The 20,657-nt window shown below is 38.5% G+C and carries 19 protein-coding genes; 10 read left to right on the top strand and 9 right to left on the bottom strand.

The annotated features are described in order from the left end of the window. Positions 1–65 precede the first annotated feature (65 nt). Entirely contained in the window at positions 66–410 is a 345-nt protein-coding gene (locus H5160_RS10370; RefSeq protein WP_182737391.1) for a hypothetical protein, read from the top strand. Between the two features lie 207 nt (positions 411–617). Here H5160_RS10370 and H5160_RS10365 read toward each other — a convergent pair whose 3' ends face one another. After that, entirely contained in the window at positions 618–833 is a 216-nt protein-coding gene (locus H5160_RS10365) for a hypothetical protein (protein ID WP_002958138.1), read from the bottom strand. Positions 834–1,003: 170 nt separating this feature from the next. Here H5160_RS10365 and H5160_RS10360 point away from each other — a divergent pair, with 170 nt between their 5' ends. From H5160_RS10360 to H5160_RS10345, 4 genes are all read left to right on the top strand, one after another. Further along, complete coding sequence (locus H5160_RS10360) at positions 1,004–2,911, top strand: DUF1800 family protein (RefSeq protein WP_182737390.1); 1,908 nt, start codon at positions 1,004–1,006, stop codon at positions 2,909–2,911. 9 nt (positions 2,912–2,920) lie between these two features. Next, positions 2,921–4,261 (top strand): DUF1501 domain-containing protein, encoded by a 1,341-nt coding sequence (locus H5160_RS10355; RefSeq protein ID WP_182737389.1) that lies wholly within the window; start codon positions 2,921–2,923, stop codon positions 4,259–4,261. 107 nt (positions 4,262–4,368) lie between these two features. Continuing rightward, entirely contained in the window at positions 4,369–5,082 is a 714-nt protein-coding gene (locus H5160_RS10350; protein ID WP_024596009.1) for a DUF1499 domain-containing protein, read from the top strand. A gap of 142 nt (positions 5,083–5,224) precedes the next feature. Next, complete coding sequence (locus tag H5160_RS10345; protein WP_182693538.1) at positions 5,225–6,271, top strand: NAD(P)-dependent alcohol dehydrogenase; 1,047 nt, start codon at positions 5,225–5,227, stop codon at positions 6,269–6,271. A gap of 75 nt (positions 6,272–6,346) precedes the next feature. Here the strand turns inward: H5160_RS10345 and H5160_RS10340 are convergent, their stop codons facing one another. Then, positions 6,347–7,552, bottom strand: coding sequence for an MFS transporter (locus tag H5160_RS10340; RefSeq protein WP_182737388.1), 1,206 nt, complete (start codon positions 7,550–7,552; stop codon positions 6,347–6,349). A 360-nt stretch (positions 7,553–7,912) separates the two neighbouring features. Between H5160_RS10340 and H5160_RS10335 the strand changes: the two genes are divergently transcribed. The 3 genes from H5160_RS10335 (at position 7,913) to H5160_RS10325 (ending at position 12,690) form a co-directional block, all read left to right on the top strand. After that, the gene (locus H5160_RS10335) at positions 7,913–9,211 is read left to right on the top strand and encodes a PAS domain-containing methyl-accepting chemotaxis protein (protein ID WP_182196878.1); all 1,299 of its coding nucleotides are present in this window, start codon (positions 7,913–7,915) and stop codon (positions 9,209–9,211) included. A gap of 133 nt (positions 9,212–9,344) precedes the next feature. Then, positions 9,345–11,516, top strand: a complete 2,172-nt coding sequence (locus H5160_RS10330) for a TonB-dependent receptor (protein ID WP_182737387.1) — start codon at positions 9,345–9,347, stop codon at positions 11,514–11,516. A 211-nt stretch (positions 11,517–11,727) separates the two neighbouring features. Further along, entirely contained in the window at positions 11,728–12,690 is a 963-nt protein-coding gene (locus tag H5160_RS10325) for a TDT family transporter (RefSeq protein WP_182737386.1), read from the top strand. Positions 12,691–12,692: 2 nt separating this feature from the next. Here H5160_RS10325 and H5160_RS10320 read toward each other — a convergent pair whose 3' ends face one another. Then, positions 12,693–12,884, bottom strand: a complete 192-nt coding sequence (locus H5160_RS10320; RefSeq protein WP_182693613.1) for a DUF2986 domain-containing protein — start codon at positions 12,882–12,884, stop codon at positions 12,693–12,695. Between the two features lie 336 nt (positions 12,885–13,220). Between H5160_RS10320 and H5160_RS10315 the strand changes: the two genes are divergently transcribed. Further along, positions 13,221–14,708, top strand: coding sequence for a dipeptidase (locus tag H5160_RS10315; protein WP_182196875.1), 1,488 nt, complete (start codon positions 13,221–13,223; stop codon positions 14,706–14,708). Positions 14,709–14,777: 69 nt separating this feature from the next. Here H5160_RS10315 and H5160_RS10310 read toward each other — a convergent pair whose 3' ends face one another. Next, positions 14,778–15,563, bottom strand: coding sequence for a putative porin (locus tag H5160_RS10310; RefSeq protein WP_182737385.1), 786 nt, complete (start codon positions 15,561–15,563; stop codon positions 14,778–14,780). A 118-nt stretch (positions 15,564–15,681) separates the two neighbouring features. Next, positions 15,682–16,446 (bottom strand): EAL domain-containing protein, encoded by a 765-nt coding sequence (locus tag H5160_RS10305; RefSeq protein WP_182695030.1) that lies wholly within the window; start codon positions 16,444–16,446, stop codon positions 15,682–15,684. 217 nt (positions 16,447–16,663) lie between these two features. Here H5160_RS10305 and H5160_RS10300 point away from each other — a divergent pair, with 217 nt between their 5' ends. Next, on the top strand, positions 16,664–16,846 hold the full coding sequence (locus tag H5160_RS10300; RefSeq protein WP_002958152.1) for a 2TM domain-containing protein: 183 nt from the start codon (positions 16,664–16,666) through the stop codon (positions 16,844–16,846). A gap of 76 nt (positions 16,847–16,922) precedes the next feature. On the opposite strand, the gene H5160_RS10295 is transcribed toward H5160_RS10300, so the two are convergent. From H5160_RS10295 to H5160_RS10280, 4 genes are all read right to left on the bottom strand, one after another. Further along, the gene (locus H5160_RS10295) at positions 16,923–17,360 is read right to left on the bottom strand and encodes an OsmC family protein (RefSeq protein WP_024593544.1); all 438 of its coding nucleotides are present in this window, start codon (positions 17,358–17,360) and stop codon (positions 16,923–16,925) included. A gap of 124 nt (positions 17,361–17,484) precedes the next feature. After that, positions 17,485–17,625 (bottom strand): DUF2256 domain-containing protein, encoded by a 141-nt coding sequence (locus H5160_RS10290; RefSeq protein ID WP_002958154.1) that lies wholly within the window; start codon positions 17,623–17,625, stop codon positions 17,485–17,487. A 2-nt stretch (positions 17,626–17,627) separates the two neighbouring features. Continuing rightward, complete coding sequence (locus H5160_RS10285; RefSeq protein ID WP_182737384.1) at positions 17,628–19,157, bottom strand: cryptochrome/deoxyribodipyrimidine photo-lyase family protein; 1,530 nt, start codon at positions 19,155–19,157, stop codon at positions 17,628–17,630. A 445-nt stretch (positions 19,158–19,602) separates the two neighbouring features. Then, a complete protein-coding gene (locus H5160_RS10280) occupies positions 19,603–20,595 on the bottom strand; it encodes a carbohydrate kinase (RefSeq protein ID WP_024598256.1) in 993 nt (330 codons plus the stop codon). Positions 20,596–20,657 lie beyond the last annotated feature (62 nt).

The raw sequence follows: 20,657 nt of genomic DNA, 5'->3' as shown, positions 1-20,657 counted from the left end.
CGAATAAACGAATAAACGAATAAACGAATAAACGAATAACTAATAAAACAAATAAGGATATATTTATGAAACGTTTACTTATCGCACTATCAATATTAATGCTCAGTGCATGCGCTAGTACAAAAAGTGATTTTAGATTTGATGGTTCTACACCTGAGTCAACTCAGGCCGGAGTTAATAAAGTTTTAAAGACATTAAAATCTCAAGATGTAATGCGCTTTATAGGCGCCTTAATTGCAATTCAATTTTCTGATGTGCAAAGCGCAGAAGATGTTTTAGGCGACCCAACCATGATGAATGAAGTGAATTACTTTATTATTGGTAAAAAAATTGATGGCTTAAATTATTATGAAGTACTGGATCTTGCGAGTTCATCTTCATCGAAAGTGGAAGTTTCGGTAGCGAAATAGTTTCAGCTTTTTTTCTATCTAAAAATATAATTTTACGCCATTGAAGCACTGTATCAATGGCGCTTTTTATACAGTAAGGCTATTTATACATAGCTATTTTTTATGGTAGTTAATTTTTGTAAAGCACCCTATACAGCTAAATGCAGAGTATCGGCATGATCTTGGCTTTTATTATAAGAATAGGCGCTACTTTTATGTTACTGCCTGCTAAACCTCTTTCCCGCCATGGCTCTGTGCAAGGTCATCAAGTTCGGCGCAAGTGTAATCAAAACCACTTTCGTCGTATTCGTATGTCACTTTTACACTATCGCCGCCATTAAAAAGTCGTGTTTTTACATCGTTAACCGGCCAGTCTTTGAGCTCGTGTAAAAATCGGTTAGCAACTTGTGAAGATTCAAAACAATAGCGAATTTCTGTTTTCATAAATAATAAAGCTCTGGCTGTTTACCCCAGCTGCTAGCGCATTATTAATGGGGCGTTCATGATTCGGTTACAAAAAATAAAGAGTTAAATTGTAAATTTTGTGTTTCAATAAATGCATTAAACTCGGTACACACTAACGTACTTTAATTAACAAATGATGACGACTTTACATGCATTATAAATTTGCTCTTATCGCAAGCTCGGTTTTTATACTAAGCGCTTGCGGTGGTTCAGGCTCCGATGATACGCCAACCGTTAACGGAAATAAAATCCCCATTTTGTCAGTCGCTGATATTCCTAGTGAATTAAGTAAAGGCCAAACAATTGAGCTAACAGCAACAGCCAGTGATAAAGACGGCACTATTACATCTGTTGTGTGGCAACAAACGCAAGGGCCTGAACTAATTAGTGGGCCTTTAGAGGCAACAACTACTTCAGTAACACTGCTAAATGCGCAAAGTTATAAGCCTGTTGATTATGCTTTTTCGGTAACAGCAACCGATAACGAAGGGGCAAGCAGTGTAAAAACGCTAAGCTTTACTGCACGTAATAATATGGATGACATTAGCGCCGCACGGTTACTACACCAAGCAACAATGGGACCTAAGCTTAGTGAAATACAAAACGCACAAGGTTTAAGCGAGCAGCAATGGCTTGATAAACAAATAGCGCTACCTATTAATTATCACCGTGATTATTTAGTAAAGTTAAATGACGATGATGACTTTAAATACATAAGCCGCATAGACGCATGGTGGAAGGCAGTAATGCAAAGTGACGATCAACTTCGTCAACGTGTTGCATTTGCGTTAAGTGAAATATTAGTAGTGTCGGATGAAAACAGTGCCTTAAGAGGCCAACCTGAGGGCATGATCACTTATTACGATTTGCTACTAAAGCATGCCTTTGGTAATTATCGTGACTTACTCGAAGATGTCACGCTTTCGCCTATTATGGGAACTTACTTAAGCCATTTGGGTAACGAAAAAGCAGACGATGCACTTAATATTCGCCCAGATGAAAATTACGCACGTGAAGTAATGCAGTTATTTACTATTGGCCTTGAAGAGCTAAACCTAGATGGCAGCGCCAAGCTTGATGCACAAGGTAATACTATTGCTACTTACGGACAGGTCGAAATAGAGGGTTTTGCACGCGTATTTACTGGTTGGACGTTTGCCGATAGTGAAACATTTAAGCGTAAAAGTCGTGACTATATTAAACCAATGGAAGCATTTGACGAGTACCATTCTAGTAAACAAAAAACCTTACTAAATGGCGAGGTTATACCACAAGGTTATACAGCAGAAGAGTCATTGCAAATAGCGCTCGATAATTTATTTAACCATCAAAATGTTGCGCCATTTATTACTAAGCAACTTATTCAGCGATTAATTACGTCAAATCCAACCCCCCAATACGTTGAACGAGTAGCTAATGTATTTATTGATAATGGCGCCGGTGTACGCGGCGATTTAGCGGCTGTAGTAAAGGCTATATATTTAGATGATGAAGCACGGCATTTTGGCTCAGTGCTTAACTATCAAGGTAAAATTAAAGAGCCTATTTTAAAAACCGTACAGTTTTGGCGAAATCTCGATGCTAAATCTTTGGCTGGTTACTATAAAACATGGAATTTAATAAATAGCTACGGGCAAGGACCCATGCAGTCGGCTTCGGTATTTAACTTTTTTAGGCCTGATTATCAAACCGCAGCTTTACGAAATGAAGGTATTGTTGCGCCAGAGTTACAAATAGCAAACGATGCGACACTGATTGGCACCATGAACGCGCTTTACGCAAGTTTAGTGTGGAGTACCGCTGAAGCACACAGTGATTTAAATTTAAATGGTATTTATGTTTATATTCAAGACGACATGAATGTTTTAGAGAAAAACGGTGTTAGCGCGCTATTAACTCAGTACAACACGTTATATTTTGCAGGCGCAATGAGCAGTGGCACACGCCAAGCATTACTTGATTTAGATGCCTACTTTAATGAAGAGCAATACCGTGAACGGGTTTCGTATTTATTATATATGATTGCTATTTCACCTGAATTTAACGTGCAGAATTAGGAGCGCATAATGAGCATTAATAGAAGAGAGTTTTTGTCGTTATGTGTAAAAGGCAGCGTATCGGCTGCCGCGTTAACGAGCCTGCAATTACAAGCATTAACTGGAGCGACTAATGCCGTTGAGCTAGGTGATTATAAAGCATTAGTGTGTGTGTATTTATACGGGGGGAATGATTCGTTAAATATGCTCGTTCCGCTTGAAGGCGAGCAACGGAGTTTGTACGAGCAAAGCAGGCAAAACCTAGCGGTAGAAAGCCCACTTGAGCTAAGCATTAAAAGCCAGTTTGCTGGTGGCGTAGGTATTCACCCTTCACTTGAACCCATACAAAATGTGTTTGAATCCCAAAATTTAGCATTTATAGGCGGGGTAGGTACTTTACTCGCTCCCACAACATTGAATGACTATAAAAATAAAACAATAGGTTTGCCTAAGCATTTGTTTTCGCATAACGATCAGCAAGCTGCGTGGATGTATGGTCGAGAAAAACAATCACTTAATAGCGGGTGGGGCGCACGACTTTTAGAGCGTTTAGAGTTACAAGATGAGTTTGCAGCTAATGTATCACTCGACGGTACTAATTTATGGCAAACGGGAAGTGCTAGCAATGCATTTGCGCTTAACAAAAGCGGCATTAGTAGTATTAACGCGTTTGGAGGGTATCAACCTCGTAGCGAGCACGTAACCGCTATTATGAACCGTTTACTAGGCAATACGAGCCATCCGTTAAGTACAGCTTATGCCAATGGCTTAACAAGTGCGATAAATAACACTCAAGCAATGAACAGCGCGTTAGAAAGCGCGCCTGCACTTATTACCCCATTTAGCGATAATAGCCTTAGTGAGCAATTTGCCGCAGTCGCTAAAACAATTAGCGTACAGGCAAAGTTGAGTACTCAACGCCAAGTGTTTTTTGTTTCTATGGGGGGGTATGATACCCACGACAACCAATTAACAACGCACCCTGCTTTATTAAATACGTTAGCTCAAGGGTTAAGTGAATTTGATAGTGCGATGAAAGAGCTTGATATGGCAGATAAAGTGACTACGTTTACTATGTCTGATTTTGGTCGCACGTTGACCTCAAATGGCGATGGTACTGACCATGGTTGGGCAGGAAACCAAATAGTAATGGGCGGCGCAGTAAAAGGCGGCAATATATATGGCGAGCTATTAACTCAACATTTGGATGGCCCACAAGATACCGGTGGCGGTCGTTTAATTCCAAGTGTTGCTAATGAACAGTACTTTGCCACATTGGCTCAGTGGTTTGGTGTGCCAAGCTCTGAGCTTGTTGATATTTTTCCAAACTTGAGTAACTTTGATCACACAACATTGGACTTTTTTGTGTAATTAGTCGCTAATAGTAATCTAAAAGCGCTTGTTAGTAGTATAAGCTACTGTTTAATAGTGCTTAATTGTTTTAATAATAAAAAATCACACAATATAGGAATCATAAAATGAAAGTTTTAGTGAGCTTAGTTAGTCTAATCGCCTTTTTACTCGTCATACTGCCGGGGCCTTTGTATAAATTTGGTATTGTAGAGCTAGGAACTGCGTTTGCTGGTTTTAAATTTGGTGTTTACGCTGGTGGCGCTGCATTGGTGCTACTTATAGTACAAGCGTTATTTATGCGTAAAACGTTAACGCTAAGCAGTGGTGTTATTGCGCTTGTGTTTTCGGTTGTGGCTATTGCTATGCCACTTAACATGATGAACAAAGCTAAAAGCGTACCGGCAATTCATGATATTTCAACAGATTTAGTTAACCCACCAAAATTTGTAGCAATTGCGCCACTTCGTGCTGAAGCACCAAATCCAGTAGAGTACGCGGGTGAAGAAACGGCAGTACAACAACGCAAAGCATACCCTGAACTGGCAACGTTAAGCTTTGCACAATCTAAAGCCGATTTGATGGCAGCAAGCGAACAAGCAGTTAAAAATCTTGGCTTTGCAGTGGTAAGTGCAAATACGGCTACAGGTATTGTAGAAGCTACTGATACAACCACATGGTTTGGTTTTAAAGACGATGTGGTAATTCGTATTAAAGATGAAGGCAGCCAGCGTTTTGTTGATATTCGTAGTAAATCGCGAGTAGGGCGTAGTGATTTAGGAAAAAATGCAGAGCGCATTCATTCAATTATTAATGAACTAAACAGCTTACTTGCAAAATAATTAAATTTAGCGCCCTAGTACTAACGATTGAGCCCAAACACTGTTTGGGCTTTTTTGTGCCTATTTTATATTGTCAGGTTCTATTCACGGGCTATGGACTATGCTGTTGATGATTTAAATTTTTAACCACTATGGAGTTATTATGAAAACAGTAGGATATGCAGCAAAAAGCCAAGGTTCTGAATTGACAGAGTTTTCTTTTGAGCGCCGCGATTTGCGAAATAACGATGTAGAAATTGAAATTTTATACTGTGGTGTGTGCCATTCAGATTTACACGCCGTACGAAATGATTGGGGTGGCAGTGACTACCCGCTAGTACCTGGGCACGAAATTGTTGGTAAAGTTATGTCGGTAGGTAGCGACGTTAAAAAATATAAGCAAGGCGACACAGTTGCTGTGGGTTGTATGGTTGATTCGTGCCAAAGTTGCGATCAATGTGATAACGACGAAGAGCAATTTTGCCGCGAAGGCATGGTTGGTACGTACGCAGGCAAAGACCGCGTTAGTGGTGAAATGACCCAAGGTGGATATTCTAAGCATGTTGTTGTACGCGAAGAATTTGTACTTTCTGTACCAGAAAATTTAGACCTTTCACGCGTTGCACCGCTACTTTGTGCAGGTATTACTACGTATTCGCCACTTCATAAGTGGGGAGTACAAAAAGGTAGCCGTGTTGGTGTTGTTGGTCTAGGTGGGCTTGGTCACATGGCCGTTAAAAATGCAGTTGCAATGGGCGCAAGCGTTACGGTAATTGGCCGTAGTGAGTCTAAAAAAGATGATGCGGTTAAATTAGGCGCTCAGCACTATTTAGTGTCATCTAATGATGACGAAATGAAAGACTCGCAATCTGCCTTTGACGTCATTATAGATACAGTCCCTGTAAAACATGATTTATCTATTTACACACCGCTACTTGATGTAGATGGTACATTAGTTATTGTTGGCCAAGTTGGTCCTGTAGATGAGCTAAGCACGGTGCCATTATTAATGGGTCGCCGTCGTATTGCAGGCTCACTTATTGGTGGTATTGCACAGACGCAACAAATGCTCGACTTTTGTGGTGAAAATAACGTGCTACCTGAGTGCGAAATGATCAACATTGACGAAATTAATACGGCATACGAGCGTATGGAAAAATCTGACGTACGATACCGCTTTGTTATTGATATGGCATCGTTAAACGCTTAATTTACTAGGTAAATTAAAAATAAAAGAGCCGCTAATTAGCGGCTCTTTTTGTATTTTAAATTAACTCGAACTCAGTTAATTAGTAGCTTGCGCTGTTGGTTGCTGTTTGTTTAGTTGTAAGTAACTTAATAGCCACATACCCAAACCACCTAAAAACAATACAGCTGCTACGTAACCTGTTTGATTAGGTGCAGCACCTTGCGCTATTGCTATTCCGCCAACCCAAGGACCTATAGCATTGGCAGTATTAAATGCGCACTGTACTAAGGCACCAATCATAGCGTGGCCTTCGGGCGCAACGTCCATTAAAAGCGTTTGAATCAGCGTAGCCAAGCCCACACTGCAACCAATAAAGAAGATCACCGCGTAAAGAGCCCAAATATTATGGCTTGCCGTTACATATGCAAAGGCAAATACAATAGTACATACAAGCGCAAGGCCAGTCGTTTTAATTGCTGATTTATCGGCAGCTTTACCCAGTACATAGTTACCGAGTGTACAACCGATACCAAACATTACCATTGCGATAGAAATAGTATACGGAGCTGTTTTTGTTACCACTAATATGGTGTCGGCAATGTAAGTATAAATACAAAACACTCCGCCAAAGCCAATAATTACAATACCCAAAATGGACCAAACCAGTTTATTTTTAAGTACGCCAAACTCGTTTAGTAAGTTAGAAGGCTTAGCGTTATCGATACTAGGCACTACTTTATAAACAAAAACAAAAGCAATAAAGGCCAGTACTGCAGCGCCAGCTAAACAATAACGCCAACTTAAATTTTGACCTACAAGTGTGACTATAGGCACGCCAACAATAGTAGCCACAGTTAAACCCATAAACACCTTAGACATAAAGCTAGCACGCTTACCTTTTGGAGCAATATCTGATGCTAATAAAATAGCAGCACCAAAATATGCACCATGAGGTAAGCCACTTAAAAATCTAAATATTACAAGCTGCTCAAGCGATGTTGCCATCGCGCTTAACCCGTTTGAGATAAACATTAAGCTTATAAAAATGAGCAATGCTTTGCGCTTTCTCATATTAGCAGTAGTGAGCATTAAAATAGGTGCGCCAACTACAACACCAATGGCGTAAGCACTAATTGCGTAACCACTTTGTGAGGGCGTTGAGCCAAATGTTTCGCTAATTAGTGGCAGCATAGGCATCATCGAAAACTCAGATAATCCTAAAATAAATGTGCCAAGTGCTAATACGAGTAAAATAGCGGTTCTGTTAAGTTGACTAGATGCCGACGTTACATCTGATGTCATAGATGATCCCTTAAGATTTAATTTTAAAAGTGAAACAGCACAATAAATTCTGAATAGAAAATATTATATGTATGCTTAAATTTTGGTGTGAGAGGGTAGTCTGTGAGAGTGCTATTTTAAGTTAAAAAAAGTACAGAGTCATGCATAAATTAGTGTTTTTGTTAGGTTTTTGAAATGTTAATTAGAAGAAAATACTACTTAAAATTTATAAAATAAAAAAACTATTTATAAAGCATGCATCTATAAGGTGTTAAATATTCGCCGAAAGGTTATTTAGAGCTTATATTTACAGTATAGTTACATATTTGTTTAACGTTATTCTGCTAATGTTTTTACTAATTTACTCCTTAAGGTTTTTATATGTTTGGTATTTCTAAAAGAAACGCAAAAATTGAAGAAATGGAGCTTCAATTAATTCAAAAACAGTCTATCTTGTCGGCAATTAACAAGCATGTGGCTTATATAGAGTTTACACCTGAAGGAATAATATTAGACGCAAATCAGTTATTTCTAGCTACTGTAGGCTACAGCAAAGAGCAAATAATTGGCAAACATCATCGCATGTTTTGCGAACCTGAATATGCAAAGTCAGATGAATATAGCCAATTTTGGCAAGCATTAAAAACCGGAGATTCTAAATCAGGATCGTTTTTAAGATACAAAGCTAATGGCGATAAGCTTTGGCTTGAGGCAACTTACTTTCCTGTAGAAGAGCATGGCGTAGTCACTAAAGTGATTAAAATAGCCTCTGATATTACGACTAGTTATATACAACGAAAGGCACAAGAAGCCATAGCTAGTGCACTCGATAAAGCATTGGCTACAATAGAGTTTACCCCACAAGGTAATATTTTAAGCGCAAATCAAAACTTTTTAGCGACAGTAGGCTACAGCTTAAAAGATATTGTAGGTAAACATCATAAAATGTTTTGTACTGAAGTGTTTTATGAGAAAAACCCACACTTTTGGAATGAATTAGCGCAGGGGCAGTTTAAGTCAGGAAAATTTAAACGTATTGCCGCCGACGGTTCAGAAATTTGGCTAGAAGCTACTTATAACCCAATATTAGATAGCAAAGGTAATGTAATTAAAATAATTAAGTTTGCATCAAATATTACTGATCGTATACACAATAATAATGCAGTGACTGAAGCCGCTGCAATCGCGTATGAATCGGCGGTAGCTACAGCGCAAACCGCTAAAAAAGGTTCTGAGATACTACAAAGTTCTGTTGCAAACTCAGATGCCATTGTAAGCCAAGTTCTTAAGTCAGTTGATTTAATTAAAAATCTTAATGAACAATCAGCTGTAATAGGCTCCATTGTTTCTACAATCAGCAGCATTGCTGATCAAACTAATTTACTTGCACTCAATGCTGCTATTGAAGCTGCACGTGCTGGTGAATACGGTCGAGGTTTTGCTGTAGTAGCTGACGAAGTAAGGCAACTTGCAGCCAGTACGAGTAGTTCAACTAATGAAATAGCGACCGTTGTTAAAAATAACCAAGAGCTCACTAATGATATATCAAGGCAAATTACGTCGGTTTCAGACTCTTCAGAGCAAGGCCGAGAGCTTATTGCGAATGTATCTGAGGTTATTAAAGAGATTGAGCGAGGGGCTGATATTGTTTCTCAAACAGTCGCTGAGTTAAATACTTAATTTATTATATGACCTTTTAGATTAAACACGCCTAACAACATTCAAAATTGATAAAGTGCGACAATATGTCGCGCTTTTGCTTTTGCAGTTCACACTATAATTACGCCAATTATTACAGTGGCATAAATTAACAATGGTTTATAAAAGCAAAACTCAAAAAACTTACTTACTTTCCCCTGTCGCACTTTTTATTAGCGGTGTGCTATCTACTTTTGCATTTGCCGACGATACGTCTTTAGAAGTAATTGTAGTACACGGACATGCTCAAAATAAGCACTTAGCACTTGGTTCGTCAGAATCGTTATTAAGTGATTTAGGTGTCGACTTTTCAGCTGCGGGCGGCGTATCTAACCTCCCTATTTTAAATGGTTTAATGGGCGACAGAGTTAAAGTGTTAATTGATGGCGCAGATGTAACCGCTGCATGCGCTAATCATATGAACCCGCCACTTTCGTATATCTCGGCTAATCAAATTACGTCTTATAATGTGGTTGCAGGCGTGTCGCCAGTGAGTGCGGGCGGCGATAATATTGCTGGCGTAATAAGCGTTAATTCTATTTCACCACAGTATAGCGATAGCAATGAATTAGGTTGGCACTCAGGTTATGTGTCAGCAAAGTACAGTAGTGTTGATAACGGACGTAAGCTTGGCGTAGGTGCACGTTTAGCAAGTGACAAGTTTAGTCTTAATTACCAGGGGTCGTTTAGTGATGCAGGTAGTTATGAAGACGGTAACGGCGATGTAGTGTTAGATACATTGTATCGAGCACAAAATCATAGTTTAACCGCAGCTATGCGCGATGATAAACAGCAATTAGTGATAAAGCTAACACATCAAAAAATCCCGTATCAGGGATTTGCAAATCAGTATATGGATATGACCGATAACACCAGTTACGGTGCAATAGCTCAATACAAACGCTCTTTTGATAACAGTGAGTTTGAAGGGCAAGTTAATTGGCACAGTGTAAAGCACGAAATGGGTTTTTTTAGCCAAGAAAAAACAGGCATGATGCCAATGAAAACCGATGCACAAGATATAAGTACGCAGCTTAAATGGCGTATTGCGCTTGATAAAAATAGCAGTATTTTACTCGCTCAAGAATATTACAATTACAGCATTGATGATTGGTGGCCAGGTATTGAAGGCTCAACCATGATGGGACCAAACGATTACGTAAATATAAATAATGGCAAACGAGAGCGCATAGCAGCATTTGCTGAATATGAGAACCCAATAAATACAAAACTGTGGCTAAACGCAGGTGTACGTATTGAAAGTGTTAATACCCAAGCTGGAGAGGTTCAATCTTACAACGATGGTATGAATATGAGCATGATGGATATTGACGATATAAGCGACATGGATAGTATGGAAACTATGACCATGAGCGATACGTCTACAGATAATAGCATTGCTGCACAGAATTTTAATGCTGGCGGCAGAGATAAAACCGACACTATAGTTGATGCTAACTTATTAATTAACTACCAAATAACAAATTATGATGAGCTGCAATTTGGTCTTGCCCGTAAAAACCGCGCGCCCAATTTAAACGAGCGATACAGTTGGGGTGTAAGCACCATGGCAACCACCATGATTGGTTGGTATGGCGATGGTAGTGGCTATATTGGTAACCCTGATTTAGACGTTGAAACTGCGCATACAATAAGTGCTACTTATATTAAATCGGCTAAAGATGATGGTTGGCGATTAAGTACCAATGTGTGGTATACCGATGTGAGCGACTATATTGATGCTGATATTGTAAGATGCTTCAATAGTTATAACTTGGACAATACAACGCGTAACATTTTTCAGTTCACTAATGTAGATGCCATTTTGTATGGTGCAAAAATAGATTTAACAGCCAACATTTATGAATCTAAGGACTTAGGTAACTGGCAGTTACACGCTAATGTTACTAATACGAGAGGCAAGCGCGACGATACTAACCAGCCGCTTTATCAAATTAAACCACTGCAGACCCAGCTAGGTATTAGCCAGCAAATGGGTCGGTTTGAAAACGCATTATCTTGGCAGTGGGTCGATAATAAAAGCCGTGTAGATAATAATCGTTTTGAAAACCAAACAGACAGCTACAGCTTGGTTAATTTAAGCTCTAAAGCCACATGGGATTCATTAACGCTAAGCGCAGAAGTGAGTAACGTGTTTGATGAGTACTACCAACTCCCACTAGGCGGCGTAAGTATTGCAGCACTTAAACAAGATAGCAGCAACGGTTTTGAACAACTTGCTGGGCAGGGTCGTTCATTTAATGTAAGCATTAGTTACGCGTTTTAACTAAATTAAATTTTAAAATAAAGTAAAAGCCATAACTGTGTTATGGCTTTTTTCATACGCTTTAATATGTAAGCCGTAAACTTATTTTTATGAAATATTTGTACGCAAAAAGCGTTCTATTAAGCACGCTTGTACTAATTTTACAGCGTTATTTTAAGGCAATGCAGTAAAAAGCAGTAACTTGTTCATCACCCAATGATTAGGAAGTACAGTGTTTAAGCAATTTAAAAATAAAGTGATGGGTGCGCCAACAGCTATGGCCGGTTTAGCTTTGGGTATTGCTAGTATGGGATGGACATGGGAAAACGTTTTTAATTTAAACTCCCAAGGGCAATTTTTGGGAGCGGTATTAGCTGGCGTATTAGTTTTACTTTTGGCTGCTAAGTTTTTACTACACCCTCATTTATTAAAAGCCGATTTAGCACACCCAGTTGCAGGAAGTGTGATCCCTACATTTGCAATGGCTAATCTTGTTATTTCAAACTCAGTTGGGCAATTTAACCAATTAGCTGGCGACATTATGTGGGTTTTAGCTTTTGTGTTGCATCTAACCTTTTTGGTGAGTTTTTTATACCAGCGAGCAAAAAAGTTTAATTTTGAAGATATGGCGCCTAGCTGGTTTGTGCCACCAGTGGGGATAATTATTGCAGATGTTACTTTTTCGGGAAATCCGACATTAGCGTGGTTAGCTTATAGTGCATTAGTTATTGGTATATCAACGTACGCTATAATGCTGCCAATTATGTTTTATCGTTTTTTATTAGCATTAAAAAGTGACTACGAAATACAGCCAACACTCGCCATTTTAGCAGCGCCTGCCAGTTTAACATTAGCGGGGTATTTTCATATTGTAGCTAATCCATCACTTGTTATAGTGGGCGCATTATTTATATTAGCGATAATAAAAACACTGATTGTTTATGTGTTATTTATAAAGTTATTACGCAGACCTTTTACGCCGAGCTACGCTGCTTTTACATTTCCAATGGTTATTGGGGCAACTGCATTATTTAAAATGAAAGACTGGATGCAAAGTATAAACCTCGCAATGCCATATGTAGATACAGTTAATTACTTAGCTACGTTTGAACTTATAGTTGCCACGGCAGTGGTTGGTTATGTAAGTGGTCGGTACTTTTGCCACTTTAAATTATCAAAGCAACAGGTAACGTAAAGTTACTCTTGGATTACCTGTGGCTCATTATTTTCTTGCTCAGCTAGTTTTTCGCGCTCAGCTTTTGACACATAAGAGGGTTTGTTGCTTTTGTGTAGTTTAGCGTTAGTGCGTTTATCTTTTTTTTGAAATTTAGTGACGATTTTTTTACGACGGTTCACAATTAAATACTCTCTTAATTTTAAGTCGCGCATTATACAGTCATCCTCATAAAAGCTGCTATATAAATATTTAACATGAACTCTGGGTAAGAGGTTTACCAGCGTATTGAACTATAGTGATATTTAAATTTATTTTCTCTAGCCAGAGATTTTCAGTGAAAACAAGGCGAACTTACGCGTCAATAGCTGGCCTATTGCAAGTAAGTTCAACGCAGTTAGCGCTGGAAATAGCTGCTTGAGATAGATTTATTATCCAGAGTTCAGGTTATTTACCTTAAGTAATCTGCGCGTTTGGCGTAAAGAGCTATAAGTAAGTAACTCATAGCGTTATAATTACCGCTCTTAGCTATTAATTAAATGGGAATTGTTTTGAAAAAGTTAGCTTTAGCCAGTATTGCTTTATTTGCATTTGGCGCACATGCGCAGTTAAATAAAAATATTGATAGCGTTGCCGATTACGCAGTAAATACCTACCAAAATGCTCAAATACACACACTAACTAACTTAGTGGCTTTTCCGACGGTTAACAAAAGCGACATTAGCACTCCTCAAAATCCCGATTTTATTGGCTTTAAAGCACTTTTAAAAATGAAAGCCGCAGAGCTTGGTTTTGACTACCAAGATTTAGGCTACACCGTATTAATTGGTATGGGCGAGCAAAGCGAAAAAGTAACGGTAGTAACCCACGGCGACGTGCAACCTGCTAATGCAAGTAAATGGAAACAAAGCCCTTTTATTATTGATACATCTGAACCGGGTAAATTAGTTGGTCGTGGTACTGAGGACGACAAAGGTGCAATAGCAACAGCGCTTTACGCCATGAAAGCAATTAAAGATAAAGGCATAACCCTTAATAACCGTATTGAGCTTATGATTTACCTTGCTGAGGAGTCTGATTGGGGTCCGCTTACTCAATTTATGAAAACGTATGAACAACCAAAATATGCAGTAACGATTGATGCATCATACCCTGTAGTGGTTGCCGAGAAAGGCTGGAGCTTAATTGCACCTACTTTTAATGCAACATCACCACAAACGGGTTTATATGTAAAGGATGTAACTGGCGGTGCGTTTAGAAGCCAAATTCCAGAAGACGCCAGCTTAGTGCTTCACAATGCAGACGCGGCACTTATTAATACATTAAAAGCAAAAGCTAAAACATTAAATAAAGTTGAATTTAACTTTAGTGAAAAAAGTAATGGTTTAGCAATAAGCGTTAAAGGTATGTCGGCGCATTCATCTGAGCCGGAGTCGGGTATAAATGCTATTGCTTATTTAGCTGAGTTATTTAAAGGTGTGAAGCTTGAAAATAACAGTGACGGCGAGCTAATCGACTTTGTGAATCAGTTAATTGGTTTAGACATTCACGGTAAACAATTTGGCGAAATAGCTTACAAGCACGACTTTATGGGCCCAATGACAGTGGCACCAACCGTTATTGAGCGCGATGGTAATGCGCTAACACTTGCTGTAAATGCACGTCGCCCAATGGGTAAAGACGAAGCTGTATTACAAAAGCAAATTGATGATGCACTCGCTAATTGGCAAGCTACTAACAATGTAACACTTGCTAACATAGAAACAATTATTGGCACACCTATGCTACTTGATGGCGCGCCACATGCGCAAAAGCTGCTTGATATTTTCAAGCATTTTACGGGCGACGAAAAAGCTGACTTTGTATCAATAGGTGGTGGCACTAACGCAAAGCTGTTTGATAATGCTGTATCGTTTGGCCCTTCAATGCCGGGTAAGCGCTACACAGGTCATTCAGAGCATGAATTTATGACACTTGAGCAACTTGAACTGAATTTACGTATGTACACAGCAATGATGATAGAGCTGGGTAATATGTAGTTATAGTTGTTTAGTAAAAGCCGCCTTGGTTAACTGAGCAGACCCAGCAAGGCGGCTTTTTTGTGTTTATTAAAACTGGGCTACAAAGCTAAGATTGTATATATCATAGTTATCATTATCAGTGTAATTAGCAGTGAAGTAGTAGCTATCATTAATAAAGTACTTACCTTCAATAACTAAATCAGAGTCGTTTGAGCCAATACCGACTGCAACATGTTTATTGAAGTAATAGTTTGCGAGCACATTAAAAACTGAGTCGTCGCCAACATCTAGATAGTCAACATTTACAGCAAAATAGCTGTCATCATAAAGATGGGCAAAGTAACGTGATGATAGGTCCCACGACTCTGTTTCATCATCTGTTTCAGCAGTAAAACCAATGTAGTCGGTGTCGTTAATTTCATGATTATACTGAGCTTTAAACAAATAAACTGTATCGCTATATTCATAATCTAACATACGTACAGATACTTTTAGTGAATCAGCAAATAAGTAACCTAAACCTAGTGAATAGTTGTCGGCATCACCAATATTAGGTAGTTCAAAAGTTGCAAAAGCATTGCCGTAAAAGCCTTCTCCAAAAATACCTTTTCCACTGTAACCATCTGAATTAAAATAATTTAAGCCTATATTACTATCTGTATCCAAGTAGCCATAATCATCCCAAACACCAGAGTTTTGCTGCTTCTCAAAGTAATAGTGAGTTGATAGCCCATACACATCATCGCTGTAATAATCAGAATCAATTTTTGCGTAGTTTATAGAGTTAAACCATTGTTTTGATTCTGACTGCTCAGCGTTTACAGACGCTGTGCAGCTAAGTGTGAGTAAAGTGAGTGGCATTAAAAAGCGCATAAGTATCCCTTCTTATAATTAAGTAAATTTGTTACTAGAATGGGTATTATATTTGTGAGGTTTTATAAGGCAATTAAATGATTGTAATAAAGTGTTTAGATGTTGTTAGTTTTCCTAATTAAAAAATTAGGTTTACCTCAGGCAAGTTTTCAAAGCTTGGTTTGGCAAATAAATACCCTTGCATAAGCTCAACACCTGCGTTTTTAAGCCACTTATATTCTTCTACCGTTTCAATCCCTTCAGCTAGTGCGGTGATGTTTAAATCGCGAAACATATTTAAGCAATGAGTTACTATTAGTTGGCGTTTTTTGTCGTTGTTAATATCGCGTATGAGCGCCATATCAAGCTTGATAATATCTGTTTGAAAGTCAGCCAGTAGATTTAAACCAGAATAACCTGCACCAAAGTCATCAGTGGCGGTTTTAAATCCGAGAGACTGATAGTAATCAACAATGCGTTTAATGTGTGCGGTGTCTTCTATTTTTTCAACTTCAGTAAATTCAAACATAATATTTTGAATTGGAAAGTTATACTTTTTTGCAGCTTCGAGTGTGGTGCGTATACATCGCTCAGGTTTATAAATAGCATTAGGTAAAAAGTTAATGCTTAGCATTGATGTTATGCCCAGCTTTGCGGCTAGTTGAATGGCTTTAATACGACAAAGCTGATCAAATGCATAGCGGTTGTCTTCATTCACTTTTGAAATAATTGAATAAGCAGATTCGCCATTTAAACCTCTAACCAATGCTTCATAGCCATAAATTAGGCGAGTTTTACAGTTTATAATCGGTTGAAAAGCCATAGAAAAATCAAATTCAAGATCGTTGGCGTCAGCACAATTACTACATGTCACTTTTTCACAATCTTTAGATTTTTCGATCACTTAGTTCATCCTCTGATGTTTATTTTTAAAGTTAGTTGAGGGTAGATCCTAACACAAATAGATTAAAGTATTAGTTTATATTTTTTTTAACGTAATAAGTGATTATTTATATGTGAGTAATATGATGACTAATGCCATGCTATTTAATGACATTTGGCAGGAGTTTGCATTTCGTTTTTATATAAAAATAGATTTATACATTAACAGGAGGATAAACATGAATACATCAACAACAATATTTCAAAGTTTTAAACAGTATGCAGTTGCTTTAGTGTTTTTAGGATTAATTAATTTAATTACATCACCAAACACCTTATGGGTGATTTGGCCCGCGCTTGGCATGGGGATCGCTTTATTATCTGAAGTCTTAGGTATAAGCAGCTCTAAAAAGGTATCTTGATGATTAGTAAGCCAAGTAATAATTTACTTGGCTTTAATTTAATGTGCTTTATTTACAGTAATCTAAACCTAAATATTTAAAATGCTGATTGAAGTGTCGCATCTAGTGATATTTCGGTATTTAAGAGTTTTGAAATAGGGCAGCTCTTTTTGGTTTGCTCACATAAAGCTTGAAACTGCTCGTTTTGAATATCATCAATACGCGCTTTTACCTCAAGGGCAATATGCGTCACCGAAAAACCATCATCTACTTCATCAAGGCTTACAGTGGCTTTAGTATCAATTTTATCTGCGGTAAAGCCTGCATCACCTAATGCAAGTGAAAGCGCCATACTAAAACATGCACTGTGCGCTGCACCTACTAATTCTTCAGGGTTTGAGCCCGCCTCATCTTCAAAGCGGGTATTAAAACCATAAGGTTGTTTATTAAGCGCGCCACTTTGAGTTGATATGCTACCTTTGCCTGTTTTAATGTCGCCAGACCATGTTGAACTTGCCGTTTTTTTAATCGTCATCATCTTCTCCTTGCTAGAGTGTAAGCTTTTCAGGTTATCTAAGCGTTATTTACAAAATAAACTTATATAAAGCCTTAAAAGCACTAATTACTGATGATGTTGCAAAATAGGCGCCAGTTAATTGTTACCCCTGTTTATTTCGCTTACAGCGCTCTGAACAGTAAATAACGTTATCCCAGTCGCGCTGCCATTTTTTACGCCACGTAAAAGGTTTATTACAAATAGGGCATATTTTTTGAGGTAAGTTTAGTTTTTTGTGCGCCATGCTTACTTAGCCTTACTGTTATTTTTAGTATCCGTTTTACTTTTTGTTCGAGTAACTTTTTGAGTACCCCCAACGTGCTTTTTAAGAATTTTCCCTATGGCACGTTTAACATCGGCTCGCTCACGGTATTGCCATAAGCGTTCGCGTGCTTCTTTTGAGGCCGCTGTTAAATCAAGCATGGGTTCAGGGTAATCCTCCCCTAACTTAAAGTCGTTAAAGAGTGCTTCCATTGGAGTTTGCTCCCAAGGCTGATGTAAATATTCAATAGGGAGTTTTTCAAGCTCGGGGCACCACTTTTTAATAAACGAACCTGTTGGGTCTTGATCTTCTGATTGCTTAATTGGGTTGTAGTGCCTAATGGTATTAATACCTGTGACCGAGGCTTGCATTTGAATTTGCGGATAATGAATCCCTGGCTCAAAATCTAAAAAGTAATTAGCGAGCGGAAAGCTTGCTTGCTGCCAACTTATATTTAAATGATGCGTTACAAAGCTTACAAGCATGGCGCGCATTCTAAAGTTTATATAACCGGTGGCTTTTAAGCAGCGCATGCAAGCGTCAATAATTGGAATACCTGTTTGACCTTGCGCCCAGCGTTCAATATCGTTTTTCACACGTTCATCATCACGATACGGAAATACGTGATAACCCGGATTAAGAGCTAAAAACTCCATAGAGCACTCGCTTTCAAACTTTTGCATAAAGTGGCAGTGCCAATGCAAGCGCGATACAAACGCTGCTAGTGGGCGTTTCCAACCTCTTTTGTCAGGGTGTTTTGAATGATATTCATCAATGGCCATTTGATACACTTGCCTAAGGCTAATGTTCCCCCATGCTAGGTAGGGCGAAAGGCGAGAGCAGTGGCTTTGGCTTAAACTTGGGCTCGATATTCCCTTTTGATAACCTTTACCGCGCTCGGCAAAAAAACTCTGCATTACAGTTCGCGCATGCAGTGGGCCACCTTGTTGAAAGCTGTCGTGATCTTGAGTGTAAGCGCTTGGCAGCTCAGGCGCTTGATAGTTATTAAGGGTAATTGTTTTTATACTCTTCCAATTAGGAACAGCAATAGGTGCTTGCATTGTTTGCTGCCAGCGTTCGTTCCAATTATTACGATTTTTTTTGCCGCGAATTACCGCGCCTGTTTGCGACTCTTGCCAATTAATGTGGTTATGCTGGCACCATGCTTTTATTGCCTTATCGCGCTCAAAGGTGTTGTTTAAGCCTATTTCTTGATGGCTAAAAATATTAACTATTTCAAACTGCGTCTTTATCGACTCAAGTAAATCGTTCATATTTAAATTAAATATATAAACACAGGCGTTAAAACGCGCTAGCTGATTATTTAACTCAACTATCGATTGATACACAAAGCGCCAGTGCCGCTCATTGTAGTGTGCATCTTCGAGCAGTAATGGCTCAAAGTTATAAAGTAACAGGGTCGGTAAGCCATTACTAAATGCATTTTTTAATGGTTGATGATCGCTAAGACGTAAATCACGTTTAAACCACACGATGTTTATTCTTTCTTTCATACTGGCAATATTAAAACCGTGGCATTATAAATAATAGGACAAAACCAATACGTATTAAATGTAAAAGAAGACTAGTGTAAAAACGATTTTGATATAGGCAACTCATGTTAAGGTGATACTAAAATGAGTCGCCAATAAAAGAAGTATTATAAATAGGGAGAATTACCGTGATACTTAAGCAATTTTGGCACTTGCAGTCATGTGAGAGTACACCTATTAAAGCTTCACCAATTGCAACTACTTCCATTATCTTTTCCTAAAACTTGCGGGGGTATCGCTTTGTATGACGATACCCTCAGTTAGGGTAAAATTAAAAACGCTTACCAATAGTAAAGCTAAAGACACGAGATATGACAACGCGCGCATTAAATATAATTGATTGATCTGCTACCGTTTCACCTGAGTGAAACTTCCCTCTGATAAGTTTCCTGAGTTATTTAGGTTTTTAACATCGACACGAAGATTTAAGGGTACTCGCCGAGATATCATGGTATGTAGGTAGGGCATCAAAGGCTCCAAACGTTGCTACTGTTTTGGCTCCGCATTTAGTAGCAAAGTCGATAGCCTTTGAAACGTTAGTAAAGTTATTTGCCCAGTCAGTAAATTCTGTTTTATTACTCACTAGCGAAGATATTTGATATAAAAAACCACCTACAAACGCATCGCCTGCAGCTGTGGTATCCACAACATATGCCTTAGGGCAAGGATAAGTACCACTAAATGAGCTAGATGAAAAAGTAATAGGCTCGCCACCATCGGTCATTAAAACTAAAGCTACGCCACTATCTACCCAACTTCTAATAGTGGTATCAATATGCTCTATTCCATAAAGCGAGATCAGCTCATCTTTACTCGCTTTAATAACATCAACTGTTTTAGCAACATCCTCAATAACAGATTTAGCTGTGAGTGGTTCATCCCAGAAGGCTGAACGAAAGTTAATGTCAAAGCATGTAACCGAGCCTGATTCTTTAAAGTGTTTTAGCGCATGTAAGGTTGTATTTAATACTAAAGGTTTTGCAAAAGAGCCTGAACAAAAACTCACAATTTTAGGTGTTGAAAATAAAGAGGGCTCTAAATCGGTTATTTGTAAATCGTAATGTGCAGCATCTTTATCGTAAAATTCAAATGTACGTTCACCGTTTTCATCCAACGATACGAACGCGAGTGCCGTCTTCCCTTTTTTTGAAAAGCCAACATAAGATGTGTTTACATTATACATTTTGAGTGCATTTATTAAAAAGCGACCAAATTTATCATTGCCTACTTTACCAAGCAAATAACTTGAACCACCAAGCTTTGCTACGGCTACAGCAACATTAGCGGGTGCGCCTCCGGCAAACTGTGTGAAGTCTAGTTCGCTATTTGATGCCTTATTGTGCATGCAGTCATGTGAGAGTATATCTATTAAAGCTTCACCAATTGCAACTACTTCCATTATATTTTCCTAAAAATTGCGAGGGTATCGCTTTGCATGACGATACCCTAGATTAGAGTAAA

Origin of the sequence: Pseudoalteromonas sp. SG43-4 (assembly GCF_014164325.1) — a bacterium.
Lineage (GTDB): Bacteria > Pseudomonadota > Gammaproteobacteria > Enterobacterales > Alteromonadaceae > Pseudoalteromonas > Pseudoalteromonas distincta.
The sequence above is the reverse complement of the archived record's forward strand: the minus strand, read 5'-3'. Positions and strand labels throughout refer to the sequence as shown.

Bases quoted from the DNA above. Each gene is read 5' to 3' on its own strand.
- H5160_RS10320 (WP_182693613.1), bottom strand. From the start codon at position 12,884: ATGCGCGACTTAAAATTAAGAGAGTATTTAATTGTGAACCGTCGTAAA.
- H5160_RS10285 (WP_182737384.1), bottom strand. From the start codon at position 19,157: ATGAAAGAAAGAATAAACATCGTGTGGTTTAAACGTGATTTACGTCTT.
- H5160_RS10340 (WP_182737388.1), bottom strand. From the start codon at position 7,552: ATGACATCAGATGTAACGTCGGCATCTAGTCAACTTAACAGAACCGCT.
- H5160_RS10300 (WP_002958152.1), top strand. From the start codon at position 16,664: ATGAATACATCAACAACAATATTTCAAAGTTTTAAACAGTATGCAGTT.
- H5160_RS10370 (WP_182737391.1), top strand. From the start codon at position 66: ATGAAACGTTTACTTATCGCACTATCAATATTAATGCTCAGTGCATGC.
- H5160_RS10360 (WP_182737390.1), top strand. From the start codon at position 1,004: ATGCATTATAAATTTGCTCTTATCGCAAGCTCGGTTTTTATACTAAGC.
- H5160_RS10365 (WP_002958138.1), bottom strand. From the start codon at position 833: ATGAAAACAGAAATTCGCTATTGTTTTGAATCTTCACAAGTTGCTAAC.
- H5160_RS10350 (WP_024596009.1), top strand. From the start codon at position 4,369: ATGAAAGTTTTAGTGAGCTTAGTTAGTCTAATCGCCTTTTTACTCGTC.
- H5160_RS10280 (WP_024598256.1), bottom strand. From the start codon at position 20,595: ATGGAAGTAGTTGCAATTGGTGAAGCTTTAATAGATATACTCTCACAT.
- H5160_RS10330 (WP_182737387.1), top strand. From the start codon at position 9,345: ATGGTTTATAAAAGCAAAACTCAAAAAACTTACTTACTTTCCCCTGTC.
- H5160_RS10345 (WP_182693538.1), top strand. From the start codon at position 5,225: ATGAAAACAGTAGGATATGCAGCAAAAAGCCAAGGTTCTGAATTGACA.
- H5160_RS10355 (WP_182737389.1), top strand. From the start codon at position 2,921: ATGAGCATTAATAGAAGAGAGTTTTTGTCGTTATGTGTAAAAGGCAGC.
- H5160_RS10295 (WP_024593544.1), bottom strand. From the start codon at position 17,360: ATGACGATTAAAAAAACGGCAAGTTCAACATGGTCTGGCGACATTAAA.
- H5160_RS10290 (WP_002958154.1), bottom strand. From the start codon at position 17,625: ATGGCGCACAAAAAACTAAACTTACCTCAAAAAATATGCCCTATTTGT.
- H5160_RS10310 (WP_182737385.1), bottom strand. From the start codon at position 15,563: ATGCGCTTTTTAATGCCACTCACTTTACTCACACTTAGCTGCACAGCG.
- H5160_RS10335 (WP_182196878.1), top strand. From the start codon at position 7,913: ATGTTTGGTATTTCTAAAAGAAACGCAAAAATTGAAGAAATGGAGCTT.